At 50.4% G+C, this 13955-nt stretch carries 14 protein-coding genes; 10 read left to right on the forward strand and 4 right to left on the reverse strand.

What is annotated here, in order from left to right:
- Positions 1-18: 18 nt before the first annotated feature.
- On the reverse strand, positions 19-1620 hold the full coding sequence (locus ACFQ0N_RS02795; RefSeq protein ID WP_379322816.1) for a catalase: 1602 nt from the start codon (positions 1618-1620) through the stop codon (positions 19-21).
- A gap of 193 nt (positions 1621-1813) precedes the next feature.
- Between ACFQ0N_RS02795 and ACFQ0N_RS02800 the strand changes: the two genes are divergently transcribed.
- The 5 genes from ACFQ0N_RS02800 (at position 1814) to ACFQ0N_RS02820 (ending at position 7622) form a co-directional block, all read left to right on the forward strand.
- Positions 1814-2371, forward strand: coding sequence for a maltose acetyltransferase domain-containing protein (locus ACFQ0N_RS02800; protein WP_379322817.1), 558 nt, complete (start codon positions 1814-1816; stop codon positions 2369-2371).
- 128 nt (positions 2372-2499) lie between these two features.
- The gene (locus ACFQ0N_RS02805; RefSeq protein WP_379322818.1) at positions 2500-3654 is read left to right on the forward strand and encodes a type III polyketide synthase; all 1155 of its coding nucleotides are present in this window, start codon (positions 2500-2502) and stop codon (positions 3652-3654) included.
- Complete coding sequence (locus ACFQ0N_RS02810; RefSeq protein WP_379322993.1) at positions 3647-4366, forward strand: methyltransferase domain-containing protein; 720 nt, start codon at positions 3647-3649, stop codon at positions 4364-4366. Before ACFQ0N_RS02805 ends, ACFQ0N_RS02810 begins: the two co-directional genes overlap by 8 nt.
- A gap of 21 nt (positions 4367-4387) precedes the next feature.
- Positions 4388-5539, forward strand: a complete 1152-nt coding sequence (locus ACFQ0N_RS02815; protein ID WP_379322819.1) for an NAD(P)/FAD-dependent oxidoreductase — start codon at positions 4388-4390, stop codon at positions 5537-5539.
- A 22-nt stretch (positions 5540-5561) separates the two neighbouring features.
- Positions 5562-7622, forward strand: coding sequence for an MMPL family transporter (locus ACFQ0N_RS02820; RefSeq protein WP_379322820.1), 2061 nt, complete (start codon positions 5562-5564; stop codon positions 7620-7622).
- A 190-nt stretch (positions 7623-7812) separates the two neighbouring features.
- Here ACFQ0N_RS02820 and ACFQ0N_RS02825 read toward each other — a convergent pair whose 3' ends face one another.
- On the reverse strand, positions 7813-8100 hold the full coding sequence (locus ACFQ0N_RS02825; RefSeq protein ID WP_379322821.1) for an alpha/beta-type small acid-soluble spore protein: 288 nt from the start codon (positions 8098-8100) through the stop codon (positions 7813-7815).
- A gap of 156 nt (positions 8101-8256) precedes the next feature.
- Entirely contained in the window at positions 8257-9345 is a 1089-nt protein-coding gene (locus ACFQ0N_RS02830) for an AI-2E family transporter (RefSeq protein WP_379322822.1), read from the reverse strand.
- A gap of 206 nt (positions 9346-9551) precedes the next feature.
- Between ACFQ0N_RS02830 and ACFQ0N_RS02835 the strand changes: the two genes are divergently transcribed.
- The 5 genes from ACFQ0N_RS02835 (at position 9552) to ACFQ0N_RS02855 (ending at position 13433) form a co-directional block, all read left to right on the forward strand.
- On the forward strand, positions 9552-10874 hold the full coding sequence (locus ACFQ0N_RS02835) for a sensor histidine kinase (RefSeq protein WP_379322823.1): 1323 nt from the start codon (positions 9552-9554) through the stop codon (positions 10872-10874).
- Positions 10871-11515, forward strand: coding sequence for a response regulator transcription factor (locus ACFQ0N_RS02840; protein ID WP_379322824.1), 645 nt, complete (start codon positions 10871-10873; stop codon positions 11513-11515). Before ACFQ0N_RS02835 ends, ACFQ0N_RS02840 begins: the two co-directional genes overlap by 4 nt.
- Positions 11516-11636: 121 nt before the next feature.
- Positions 11637-12143: a thiol-disulfide oxidoreductase DCC family protein gene (locus tag ACFQ0N_RS02845; protein ID WP_379322825.1), complete on the forward strand. Its 507-nt coding sequence runs from the start codon at positions 11637-11639 to the stop codon at positions 12141-12143.
- Positions 12085-12759 carry an SRPBCC family protein gene (locus ACFQ0N_RS02850; protein WP_379322826.1) on the forward strand — a complete coding sequence of 225 codons (675 nt, stop codon included), beginning with the start codon at positions 12085-12087 and terminating at the stop codon, positions 12757-12759. Before ACFQ0N_RS02845 ends, ACFQ0N_RS02850 begins: the two co-directional genes overlap by 59 nt.
- On the forward strand, positions 12756-13433 hold the full coding sequence (locus ACFQ0N_RS02855; RefSeq protein WP_379322827.1) for a DUF4166 domain-containing protein: 678 nt from the start codon (positions 12756-12758) through the stop codon (positions 13431-13433). The genes ACFQ0N_RS02850 and ACFQ0N_RS02855 overlap by 4 nt, the downstream gene beginning before the upstream one ends.
- A gap of 70 nt (positions 13434-13503) precedes the next feature.
- On the opposite strand, the gene ACFQ0N_RS02860 is transcribed toward ACFQ0N_RS02855, so the two are convergent.
- Positions 13504-13800: a hypothetical protein gene (locus tag ACFQ0N_RS02860; RefSeq protein WP_379322828.1), complete on the reverse strand. Its 297-nt coding sequence runs from the start codon at positions 13798-13800 to the stop codon at positions 13504-13506.
- Positions 13801-13955 lie beyond the last annotated feature (155 nt).

Raw genomic sequence — 13955 nt, forward strand, 5'->3', positions numbered from 1 at the left:
CCCGGGTACTGCCTTTCCTCAATACGGCTCCGCTTCGTGCCCTTTGTTGACGGCCTCACTGGGTGCGCTAGCGCCATTCCGATTGCCGAGCGGCTTTTGACTTGATCCGCCATGCGGGGCACCTGCCAAGCCTTCCCGCAAACGGCGGCCGTATTCTTGATCGGCTTCCTCGGCGAGGGCAATCATTTTTGCCTGAATGCGCTGATCGCACCGCGACAGGTCAGCTACCAGATTGGCGATCAGCTCATCTTTTTCCCATTCCTCAAAGTTGCGATAGGTTTCTCCAGCCTGCTGCGTATTGTTCTGCCGGTCGATAGATTCGCGTACCAAGTCGCCAGCAATAAATGGTGTATACTCCGTGCCGGGCTGCTTTGCTTCCTGCAGGCCGCCTAGAATCGATGGCTCATAGTTAATATGCGGATTTTTAGCCGGGTAACGGTCTACTTTATATTGCATCTGTCCGCCGCCTTGATTCGTCGCCACTTGTTTCTTCGGTGCATTGATCGGCAATTGCAGGTAGTTTGCGCCCACCCGGTGCCGCTGTGTATCCGAATAGGAAAATGTGCGGCCCTGCAGCATTTTATCGTCTGAGAAATCCAGGCCGTCCACGAGTACGCCTGTGCCAAAGGCAGCCTGTTCAACCTCGGTAAAATAATCCTCCGGATTGTGGTTCAGCACCATTCTGCCGACCGGCAGCCAAGGAAATTGGTCATTCGGCCACAGCTTCGTATCGTCCAGCGGGTCAAAATCCAGTTCAGGATGGTCGTCATCGCTCATCATTTGGACAAGCAGCTCCCACTCCGGATAATCTCCGCGCTCAATGGCATCGTATAAATCCTGGGTCGCATGATTAAAATTAGTCGCCTGAATCTCACTTGCTTCTTTTTGCGTCAAATTTTTAATGCCTTGCTTCGGCTCCCAATGATACTTGACAAGTACAGCTTCACCAGCAGCGTTAACCCATTTGTATGTATTTACTCCCGATCCTTGCATCATGCGATAGTTGGCGGGAATGCCCCAAGGCGAATAGACGAATGTCACCATATGAAAGGTTTCCGGCGAGCTGGCGCAAAAATCGAAGAAACGCTCTCCATCCTGAATATTGGTGATCGGGTCCGGCTTGAAGGCGTGAATCATATCGGGAAATTTCATCGCATCGCGAATAAAGAAAATCTTCAAATTGTTGCCTACCAAGTCCCAGTTGCCGTCCTCGGTATAAAACTTTACGGCGAATCCGCGCGGATCACGCAGCGTCTCCGGCGAGTGGCCGCCATGTATAACGGAAGAGAAACGGACAAACACAGGTGTCCGCTTGCCTTTTTCCTGAAACAGCTTTGCCCGCGTATACTTGGATACCGGATCGTTTCCGACAGTGCCATAGGCTTCAAAATAACCATGAGCGCCGGCGCCGCGGGCATGAACGACGCGCTCCGGAATTCGCTCGCGGTCGAAATGGCTTATTTTTTCAATAAAATCATAGTTTTCAAGTGTGGCAGGACCGCGGTTTCCCACTGTCCTTATGTTCTGATTATTGGTAACGGGATGCCCTTGCCGATTTGTCAACATATTGCTGCCTGCATTGTCCGGCTGGGCGTTTTCATCATATGTTCGCTCTTTCATCCTCTTTGGACCTCCAGTTTCTTGTTGTTCCACTGTTCCGGGATACCCTCTTTTATAATGCCAATTATTAGTTTGTATATTCGTATTGTCTGAGCGCAGTACTGTTTCGATGTGATAGAAGCCAGCATGCTAACAAATAAAATTGGAAAACATAGAGAACACAGGAAATCACACTTATTAGGAGTTGTCAGACTTGAAAACGGAAAAAGAAAAAATGCTGAGTGGAGAGCTTTATTTTGCCAGCGACAAGGAGCTTGTAGAGGAGAGGTTGAATGCACGGAGGCTGACCCGCTTGTTTAATCAGACAAGCGAGACGGAAGAGCTGCGGCGGGACGACCTTTTAAAAAAGCTATTCGGCTCAACAGGCAAAAAACTTTATATGGAGCCGAGCTTTCGCTGCGATTACGGTTATAACATCCATGTAGGCGAAAACTTCTTTGCCAACTTTGATTGCGTCTTTCTGGATGTATGCGAAATTAGAATTGGCGAAAATTGCTTCATTGCGCCGGGCGTCCATATTTATACGGCCGCACATCCATTAGATGCGGAAACAAGGAACTCAGGTGCAGAATTTGGCGTTCCCGTCTCAATAGGGGATAATGTGTGGATAGGCGGCCGTGCTGTCATTAATCCGGGGGTTACGATAGGCAGCGGCGTCGTAGTCGCCTCCGGCGCGGTAGTGACCAAAGATGTGCCTGACCGTGTTGTGGTAGCGGGGAGTCCGGCGAGAATTATTAAACAGTTAATATAGTCAGTCAGCGGCAGCCCAACTTTAAGTGGAGCTGCTTTTTTTAGCATTTTCCATCATATAGCAATTAAAGCGCGAATAAACCTAGTAGTAGGCCAGTTTCATAATTGGCGAGAGGGGATGATAGACTAATGGAACAAACAGATCGAACTGCAGCGATGCTGGGGATAGGCACAGCTGTACCCGAATATCGTCTCGATCAAGCCGATACCGCGCAAAGATTGGCGCAAGCCTTGGAGAATTATCCGGACTCCGCGCGCTGGGCGAAAAGATTGTTTAAGCAGTGCGGTGTGGAAACCCGCTACACATGCGAAGCCAACCTGCTTGAGACCGCTGAAAATTGCCGTTATTTTTCTGTCGGCTCGAATGATTCAGCTCCTTCTACTGCTCAGCGAATGGCGATCTACAAGCAGGAAGCAGTCCCATTAGCGATGGAAGCGGCGAAGCGCGCTTTATTGGATGGACAAGTTGCCGCTGCTGAAATTACCCATTTAATCACGGTAAGCTGTACCGGACAATTTCTCCCGGGCATCGATAGCATATTGGCCAGGCAGCTTGATTTAGCAGCTGCCGTTAACCGGATTCCGCTTAACTTTTTGGGCTGTGCGGCGGGCTTAAAGGCGGTATCCCTTGCACGCGAGCTGGTTGCCGGTCAGCCTGATGCCAAGGTGCTCATTGTATGTGTTGAACTGTGCACACTGCACATCCAGCCTTCAAGTACGCGCGAAGCGCTGTTTGGCGCTTCATTTTTTGGAGATGGCGCCTCAGCGTGCATTGTTGGCCGGCCCCAATCCATTCATCGGAGCTGCTTTCACTTGGGACAAGAACGCTCTGTTCTTTTGCCGGACGGTGCAGAAGAAATGGTATGGGAACTGGGTGATTACGGCTTCGATCTTTATCTGTCCACGAATATTCCAAAGCTGATCGGAAAGTTTGTACCGGAGCAGATCGATCAGCTCATGGCTGGCGAGAAGCCTGAATTATGGGCGATTCATCCTGGAGGCAAAGGGATTATCGATACACTGCAGCAGCTGTATGAGCTCACTGATGAGCAAACGATGCCCAGCCGCAGCGTGCTCCGCCATTTTGGAAATATGTCCTCGGCTACGATTTTATTCGTACTTCATGCGATGAGGCAGGAGCTATTGGAGCGAAAAGCCGGCCGTACAGACGGAATTGCGGTGGCCTTTGGTCCAGGACTGACATGCGAGCTGCTTCGGATCAGCTACGTTCCGCTAGCAGCTGCCCAGCAGCAGGAGCAGCTTAGGGATGAAAGCTATGTTTAATCAATTACGAAAACGGGCCGCTGAACAGGAGATAATGGACGATTTCTCACTGGGCGGAGGGGAGCTGCGGGAAGCGCTGCGGCATCTTCGCAGGTTGAATTTTATTTTTGGCGCAGCCGCGCCAACCTGCCATGGTGTAGCGCAGTTATGGAGAGAGGCGGGCAAGCCGAAAAGCCTTTCTATTCTGGATATTGGCTCGGGGTCAGGAGATGTCAATCGTCAGCTGCTGCGTTGGGCGGAGGATAACCGGGTTGCCCTGACAATAACTTTGGCCGATATTACTGAGGAGGCGTGCGAGGAGGCGCGGCATTTGTTCCGCGGCGAACCGGGCATTCAAATTATCAGGAGCGATTTATTTGCTCTCCCGGCGCATAGTGCGGATATCGTTACCGCCACGCAATTTGTTCATCATTTTTCTGCTCATGAAGTCCCGCGTGTTGTGCAAAGTATGCTGAAGACTGCCCGGCTAGGGGTTGTCATTAACGATATTCACCGGCACTGGATTCCTTGGGCGGCGGTATGGCTGACGACAAGAATGATCTCCCGCAACCGCTATATTTTGCATGACGGTCCACTCTCGGTGGCAAAAGGCTTTCGCGGCGAGGATTGGCAGCAGCTCCGGACCGCATTGGGTTTATCATACAAGATGGATTATGCCTGGCGGCCGTTGTTCCGGTATGTAGTTGTCATCAGAAACAGCCAGGCCAATTAGCAAGCATCGGAGTGAAAAGGAATGAACACCATTTATGATGTAGCCATTCTTGGTGCAGGGATTGCCGGCAGTGCGCTGGCCAAGCTATTAGCCGATCTCGGCTGGAATGTCATACTGTTAGACCGCAAACGCTTTCCCCGGCATAAAGTATGCGGCGAGTTTTTATCGCCAGAGGCGGTCAGCATGTTAGATGCGCTTGGCGTCCGCAGTGCAGTCGAGCAGCTTGCGCCAAGCAGAATCAGCCGCACGCGGCTCATGGCCCCGCATGGAAACGGCATCGAGATCCCGCTGCCCGGCGTCGCGCTCGGAATAAGCCGTTATGCGCTGGATTCCACGCTTCATAGCGCCGCTCAATACTCGGGGGCAACGGTACGGACGGGAACAACGGTTATTTGCGTAAATCCCAAGCGTAAAGAGCGCGGGTACATAATCGAAACAAAGCAGGGGGCAATTAGACAAGCATACGAAACGCGTGCTGTTATTACGGCATGGGGAGCAAATGGCCGTATACCGGTTGCCGAAAAACGGCTGAATCGGACAGCGCAAAATCATTATGTCGGGATAAAATCCCATTTCAAAGGGATTGAAATGGATGCGGTCGTGGAGCTTTACTTTTTTGATGGCGGCTATTTAGGCCTGGCTCCTGTCGAAGACGGGACAATCAATGCGGCTGCATTATTCAAGCGATCCGCGTTCCCCACCTCGCCGAAAACGATCCTGGAATGGATCGATACCGCCCGCAGCCGAAATCCGAAGCTTGATCAGAAACTGGCTAATGCTGTACCTGTACTGGGCACCCAAGCGGCAGTGGCTCCGGTAAATCTGTCTTACAAGCCGCAGGCATGGGATGAAATTCCGCAGCTTGGCGATGCTGCCCTTATGATACCGCCATTGTGCGGCGACGGCATGTCCATGGCGCTTCGTTCAGCCCAATTATGCGCTCCGCTCGCAGATCGTTATTTAAAAGGAGAACTATCACTTTCCGACTGGCAGCATGCTTACAGTCAATCTGTTCTGCAGGAGTTCAAAGGGCCGATGCAATGGGGGCGAGTGCTGCAAACCTTAGTTGACCGGCCGTTCCTGCCGCGCTTGCTGCTGCGAGCAGCCGGGCTAATGCCCGGGATCGCTTACCGGCTGGTTCAAGCAACTCGATTGCCCGTACAGAACAGCTAGCGCATAGAAGGGAGGAGGAGCCATGCATCTGCGCCAGCTTGCGAGCATCTCCTTTCGTCATCCAAAAGCAATCTGCTTGCTATGGCTACTGTTTTTGCTCTTCTTTGGCTATTTCGCTCCTAAGCTGGGGGATGTACTTGGCGATCACGGGTTAGTGTCAGATGGCGCTTATGCGAAGGTAGAACGCCTATTATCAGAAGAGTACCAGCTCCCTCATGATCCGGTCATCATGCTGTTTGAAAAGCGGGATGCCTTATCTCCTGACCAATTCCGAACATATATCCGGCAAGCGCTGCAATCGTTACAAGCCATTAAAGGTATAAACATGATCATTCCTCCATTTGCCAGCGAACAAATGATCAGCCATAACTATGCTTATGCACTGCTTGACACCACAGTTGATATTCACGGTGTCAAGTCACTGCTGGACGAGATAAACCGCCGGCTGCCGGCAAGTGAACAGGTATCGGTAAAAATGACAGGCAAGCCTGTCGTGCAGGCGGATGTAAACAAAGCTAGCTTCAGCGACTTGTCCAGAGCAGAACGAATCGGCATTCCGCTTGCCTTTATCATCCTGTTGACGGCATTTGGCGGCATTCTGTCAGCCATTATTCCTATTGTGACGGGCATGATCGGGGTGGCCGGCACAATGGGAATCATGTATTGGCTTGGTACGAGGCTGGAGCTGTCCAGCTTTATGCTGAATGTTATTCCGATGGTAGGCCTCGCTCTAAGCATTGATTTTGCACTTCTAATGGTCAGCCGGTTTCGGGAAGAGCTTCGCCGGGCGAATGCGGAGCAAGCATTAACGCGGACAATGGCAACAGCAGGCCGGGCGGTTGTATGTTCAGCCGCTACGATCTTTTTCGGCCTGTTTGGGATTTTATTTATTCCGCTGCCGATGTTTACCTCGATTGCTCTCGGAGCGATGGTCGTGCTAATCATTTCCGTGCTGCTGACACTTACGCTCGTGCCCGCTATTCTATCGCTCATATGGCCGGTCATTAAAACAGAAAAGCAGCCCCGTCTTTACTTCAGCAGCAGCAAGTGGCGGTTCCAGATTTTACACTTTGCCATGGCAAAGCCTATTCGTACGAGTCTGGCAGCTTCGCTGCTGCTTCTGTTTTGTGTCATCCCGCTGCAGCAATTGAAATTGGCTATTCCAGATGCCAGCTCATTGCCGCAAACCTATGCTTCCCGCATGGCCTTTGAACACTATGAGAGATTGGGGCTTCACACCAAGTCGGAAGTTTATTTGGTGGCTTATGGCCCATTCCAAAACAAGGGAAAGCGGTTGGCAGCGGCAGCCCTTATCCGTGAATTAAAGGCGGATCCAATGGCGTTACGCGTGCAGCCGTTGCAGCCGTTACTATCAGGCCAATCCACAGACAAAATACTCATACAGATTGCGCTAAAAGAAGAAGCATCATCCAGCAGTATAAGAAGCTGGCTTAGATTGTGGGAGCAGAAAGGAGCGGACACCGCTGCCAGACTGCCGTTTCTATTAGGCGGCGAGGCGAAATATGAGCAGGAGGTTTATGATGCAATCTTCCAGAACATCAATCGTACACTTCTTTTTATTCTAATTTCCAACTATATTGTACTGTTTCTCGCTTTTCGCTCTATCCTTATTCCGCTCAAAACGATTTTGATGAATCTGCTCAGTCTAGGAGCGGCCTTCGGTATTTTGGTCTCGATTTTTCAGAATGGGCTGTTCGGCATGGAGCCGGTCAGAATCGCGATCATGATTCCTGTCTTTATTTTCGGCCTAGTTTTTGGCATCAGCATGGATTACGGGGTGTTTCTTTTGTCGCGCATTTTTGAGGTATATCAAGAGACAGGGGATAACAGGCGTGCGGTGCAGACCGGATTGGCTTCCGTTAGCAGAGTTATCGGCTCCGCGGCAGCCATTATCATTACGGTAACCCTTCCGTTTGCTTTAGGTGAAGTTGTCGGTGTCAAGCAGTTGGGGATTGGTATTGCAGCGGCGATTTTCATCGATGCCACGATCGTCCGAATGCTGCTCGTACCGGCATTAATGGTGCTGCTCGGCAAATGGAACTGGTGGGCGCCTGGAAGGTGAAAACAGGAAATAAATGAATGAACATTTCTCTTTTTGGAACTAAATGCGCGGATTATAATAACCAATAACATTGAGAGTAAAGTAGGATGATAGCTGCTGTGAAGAGTTTGTTATTTTGATTAAGTCTCGGTTCAACGATGAATGCCCCGCTTTCACTAGAAAGCGGGGCATGGGGACGTACGGGCACGGACTACGGACGGGGTTGCTTCGCCAATTGCTCTTGTGCCAGGCGGATCATCTCGCGCACCATTGTTCCGCCAATCTGGCCGCCGATATGACCGGCCGATTCGGTCGTCAGATGGCCATTATCGCCTTGCTGCAACGGAATGTCAAGCGCCCGGGCCACTTCATATTTCACATCGTCCGGGCGTTTCGGATCGACCTTATAGCCGGCCCGCTGCATTACTTCCGCCTTGAATGCCTGCACGCCGGCCTCTGCGCCCGGCACGGCCAATCTTCTTCTGCCTCTTCTCGCCATTGCCGCTTCAAGCCTCCTTCAACAACATGAATCCTTGTTCATAAGGTACCCTTGGCAACCGGTAAATATCCGCTTGGCAAAAGGCGGCAATTCGTTCCTTGAGAGCAAGCAGTCAAAAGGGCATCCTGATCCATTGATCTAGGGACGCCCTTTTAGTCAAGCCTTAATATCTTTATTACGGTTTCGCAACTGGTGAAGCTTGTAGAAATAAGTAATAATTTCCCTCGCAACCGCGTAGACGGGAACGGCCAGAAACATACCGAGCAGGCCGCCGAAGCTGCCGGCAACGAGCAGGATTAAAATAATGGTCAATGGGTGAATGTTCAGCTTCCGTCCCATAATTTGCGGAGAAAGAACGTTAGATTCGATCTGCTGCGCAATTAATACGATAATAACAACCTTTACGACCATGGAAGGCGAATCGATAAACGCCATAATGACAGCAGGTACAGCGCCGATAAAGCCGCCGACGTAAGGGATCAAATTGAAAAACATCATACAAATCGCCAAAATGAGCGGGTATTCCAGTCCGACTGCCGCATAGCCGATAAAGACCAACAGCCCGAGACAGATGCTGAGCAGCACCTTCCCTTGCAAGTAAGAGCTGAGGGCAGTGTCCATTTCCCGCAAAATATGCATGCCATCTTCTTCCTGCTCTTCAGGTATGAGACGCATAATAAAACGCGGCACTTTCTCCCCCTGGCTGAGCATGTAGTAGAGAATAAAAGGCACGGTCGTCAGTACGACAAGAAACTTGGTCAAAAAGCCGATGATGCTCTGAACGGAATTTAAAGTTACTGAAGTAACTTGATTTAAATATTCGCCCGCTTTTTTTGACCAGTCGACGTTGTTCTCCTGCAAATATTTGCCGAACCAGGCTTGCTCCTGAAGCGCTGCCAGTTGTTTTTGCACCGCTTTTACGAGCTGCGGCATGCTTTCGATCAAGGAGTTGAACTGACTGGCGATGTATGGCCCAATCCCGATCGAGGCTGCAGTAATAATGCCGAAGCCTGCCAGATAGACGATCAAAATTGCAAGCCAGCGTGCCAGCTTCAGCTTTTCCAGTCCGCTCACGACCGGGCGAAGCAAGTAATACAAAATCCCGGACACAAAGATGGGCAAAAATAGTGTGCGGAAAATGATACTAACTGGCTGGAACAGAAAGTCGACCTTACTGGCCAGCAGGACAATGAGCAGGAATAGGGCAATTCCATAGCCGATACGAAAATACTTCCCTTGGGGCACGCATTCACCTTCTTCTTTTTCATAGTAGAGAGAGATCGTAGATAAATTCGTGCAGCAAGCCGCTTTTCCCTTCTAGAATGGCTAGCTTTCCTAAAAAATAATCCGCGGCTTATGTTGCAGCTTGTCCGCAATAGATGCTTGTTCTGTGATAGAATGAAAGCTGAAACGCCATAACTATTCATCGCACTGAGGCAGGAATGATGTAAATGCTCTATTATTTTATAACACTGTTAGCTGCCGCGATCGTCTTGCTGTTCAATAACTTTCACAGCCAGACTAACCGATGGGCCGCTTTTTTTCTGGCAAGCGCTTCTGTCGGCGGGTTGGCTGAATTGCTGCTGCAAGCTGATTGGACAAGCAGTGCGCGAATTGCACAGCTAATCAATCATACATGGACGCCATACGGCTTGTTAATGTTCTGTATCGTCTATACCGATCAGCCCGCTGCCTCAGCAGGATTGCGCGGCCGGCTCTCCGGTCTCTTGTTCGTACCCGCCGCAATTACATTCATTGCTGCCTTGCTGAATCCGCGGCTGGAGTTGTCCTTTCCATGGCTGCTGCTATGGACGGCCCCGTATTATGCAGCCGCTTGTTTTTTGCTAATCCGATCGGTTCTGCAGGAGAAAAATTTGCGCATGAAGCGAAACCGGTTGATTACGACCATCATCATCGTTCCGACTGTATTGGCCGTGCTGTTGTTAATAAATGTTGCCAAGGCTGTTAATCCGGATTTTGATTTTTTTCGTTACATCTCTGTATTTATCATTTATTCTTTTACCATCGCGCTCCTTAGTACCTTTATCTACGGCGTACTGGGGGTCAGACTCCGCTTCGAGCGGGAGCCGCTGGAAAGTACCATGCAAGCTGTCAGTTCCGGTGCATCGCTGCTTAATCACACATTGAAAAATGAAATCGGCAAAATAGCCATTTGTACTGAAAATTTACAGGCCGAGGACGGGCTGCGCGCAGAGGCCCGTGACCAACTGCGCATTATTGACCGGGCATCCGATCATATGATGGCAATGGTGAACCGCATTCATAGCCAATTGAAGGATATCGTATGGCAAGCCGAGCCGTGCCGGCTTGATCAACTGGCGGCGAGCTGTGTGCGAATGCATATGCAGCCGCTGCAAGCGCCAGGTATAATGGTAAGAGAGGAGTATAATTACTCATCTCCTGTGCTGCTTGATCCGGTTCATATGCAGGAAGCAATCAGCAACTTGCTTACCAATGCTATCGAAGCCATGCCAGGCGGCGGTTTTCTGACGGTCTCGACATGCAGCGCCAAAGGGAGGATCATGCTAATTGTGGAGGATACAGGCTCAGGCATGACTACGGAGCAGGCGGGGCGTGTGTTTGAACCCTTTTTCAGTACCAAAAAGCGCAGCCTCAATTTCGGCCTTGGTTTATCCTATGTTTATAATGTCATGCAAAAGTGTCAGGGTGAAATTGAACTGTCCAGTAAAATCAACGAAGGGACGAGGGTAGCCCTCGTATTCCCGGAGGGGAAAGGGGGAAAGCGCTTGTGAGCGGTCAGGAACGAATACGCGTGCTTATAGTCGAGGACGATCCGGACTGGATCAAGGCTATGACTGCTTTTCTTAATAAGGAGCAGGATTTAATTGTCGTCGGCGCCGCCATGACGCAGGACGAAGCGCTGCAATTGGCGCAAACCATAAATTATGATATTGTGCTGATGGATATTCAACTGGCGGAACATGGGCTGGAAGGAATTTATACGGCGCTGGAGCTGCATCGCATTCAGGCAGCCAAAATTATTATGCTGACCTCGCTTACCGACGAGGCAGTTATGACACAAGCCTTCAGTGCGGGCGCATTAAACTATTTGGAGAAGGCGCGTTTCCGCGAGCTGCCGCAAGCGATCCGCAGCGCGCACTACCATCCGGAAGCGATGCAGGCGCTGCTCAAAGAATTACAGCGCTTGAAGCGCGAGGAGCAGCTGGCATCGCTGACGGGGGCAGAACGGGAAGTGTTCGAGCTCATCGAGACCGGCCACACGCAGAGCCAGATTGAAAAGAAGCTGTTCAAGGCGGAAAGCACGATCAAAAACCAAGTGAACAAGCTGCTAAAGAAGCTGGGTGTGCGCAGCAGCAAGGAAGCGCTCGAAAAAGTGAGACGCAATGGCCTTCCCGAGCAGCGAAATGAATGAATTGCGCTTTAGGGGACCTACGATTTGTAGGCCCTTTTTTCGGATTCGTCTATAAAATTGGGGTCTGATCCGTTCGTCCCCGCCGCGCTACAATGAAACCAAGCAAGGAGGATATTTAATCGTGGGCAGGCAGAAGCGGCGAGCAGCCGGGCAAGCGGAGCCAATCATTTTACTCATTGACGGGCGCTGCTATCTATGTCACGGAATTACCAAGTTTGTCATTGCGCATGACAAGAGGCAGCGATTTCAGTTTGCTTCCTTACAGTCTGCTACCGGCCAGCACTTATTGCGCCAGGGGGGATTGAACGCGCACGATCTCGATACCTTCGTAATGGTTGAGGACGGGAATTATTATACGAAATCGAGCGCCGCTCTGCGCGTCATGCGAGATTTGGACGGTTTTTGGCCGTTAATATATGGCCTTAGGTGGATTCCGGCGTTTATTAGAAACGCGGTATACAGCTTTATCGCCAAACGGCGATATCGCTGGTTCGGCTATAGCACGCAATGCTTGCTTCCCTCGGTTGAAATCCGCCAGCGCTTTATTGATTGGGCGGAGGTGCACGATAATGAGGATCAGACAGAGGCCGATCTACGTGGAAATCGAAATTCAGGCGCCGATGGATAAATTGTGGCAGCATACTCAGCAGCCCGAGCTTCACGAGCAATGGGATATGCGGTTTTCAGAAATTCGTTATTTGCCCCAAGAGGAAGATGGTTTGCAAAGATTCACCTATCGGACTCGTATCGGCTTTGGGCTGCAAATTGCCGGGACAGGCGTCACCCGGGCCAGCTATAATGAGCAATCCGGTGCAAAGGTGTCCACACTGGCCTTTGGTTCGCAGCAGCGGCTATCGCTCATAAACTCAGGGCATGGCTACTGGAAATATATCCCGCATGAAGCAGGCATCACCTTTTTGACCCGCTATCAGTACCAAACGCGCTTTGGCCGGCTAGGAAGATGGTTTGATGCCTTTCTGTTTCGGCCGATGTTTGGCTACGCTACGGCATGGAGCTTTGATGTGCTTAGGCTGTGGCTGGAAAAGCAAATACCTCCGGCTTGCTCGATTCGGCAGGCGATCATTCACTATACAAGTGTCGCGCTGCTTTGTGTACTGTGGCTGTTTGAAGGAGCATCGCTCTCTATAATCGCATTTTGTTTCTTGGCAGCTGTCACTTCTAAAAATCTGCCGCAAGCCAGCCGCTGCAAACGACAACCGGGCCAAAGGAGCGAAGCGGCATGACATCCATCTACAAACAAGCGCTCGGAAATGATTTTCATAAGCTGCATCCTCGGATACAGGAGCGCTTCGGATTCAGCAGCGAAGACCGTGTTGCATCCATCGGTTACGGGGAGATGCGGCTAATCTGGTTTTCCAAGCTGGCCGCTTTGCCGCTGATGCTGGGGACGAAGCGACATATTATGTTTCCGAACGGGGGCAAGCATATTCCGTTTTCGATCGACAATTTTGCATATCGCGACCAGTATGGACGCGAAACTGTAACGTGGAACCGCACCTTCAAATTTCCGCGGAAGCTTCGGCATTTCGATGCAACCATGATCTTCAGCGAGCAAAGAAAGCGGATCGTTGACTACTTGGGCAATAAACAGCATTTAGCAGTAGATTTGGACATTTCGGCACACAGTAATGGCGGCATACAAATCCGTTCAGGCGAACAACGCTTTTATGAAGGATTTCTGCATTTTCGTTTTCCCAAGCTGTTGACAGGCGTTGCTAATGTATGTGAATGGTATGATGAAGAAGAGAAGCAGTATCGCATATCTGTCAAGGTAGACAATGCTGTCATTGGCACTGTTTTTCGCTACGAGGGCAGCTTTCAGGCAGAATTCGTCTGTCTCCGGGAAAATCGCATTCCGCTGCGGATGAGGCCGCTGCGCGAGGAATGGCGCGAATGAAAAAATAAGCCCGCAATTTCCTCATGTTTATGGGAGAAAATTGCGGGCTATTTGCTGTTATTTGAAGGTCTCAAACCTGGATCAGCTCCTTAAGCAGCTCTCGCAGTTCGCCATCAAAGTGCATCGTATCCTCGGTTTCGCCTTTAATTTTGATTTTTGTCACTTCGAGTGTGTAAGGGGTCGGTGTATCGACGCGGCGGAAGGTAAGCCGCTGTTTGTTCTCCGGCACTGTATTGTAGCCGAGCTGGTCAAAGCAATGGATGAAGTCTACAACAGTAGGCTCTTTGTTCTCCTCCAGCATAATGACCGCTCTTAATGCATGAACGTCCTGGCCTTTGGCCTTGAAGTAAAATAAGCACTCTTTCATGATTGTTCATTCCTTTCTTTTGTTACTTTTATAATAGTCGAATATACCTATTAATGCTGTGAAAAAAATCACAATTTCTTGTTGTTTTGCGGCTGCACATAGTCGTTTGCTGAATCGTCACAATTTGGTAAAATAGTAACGATCAGAGGGAGGTA

Source organism: Paenibacillus sp. GCM10027626 (assembly GCF_042676285.1).
Lineage (GTDB): Bacteria > Bacillota > Bacilli > Paenibacillales > Paenibacillaceae > Paenibacillus_Z.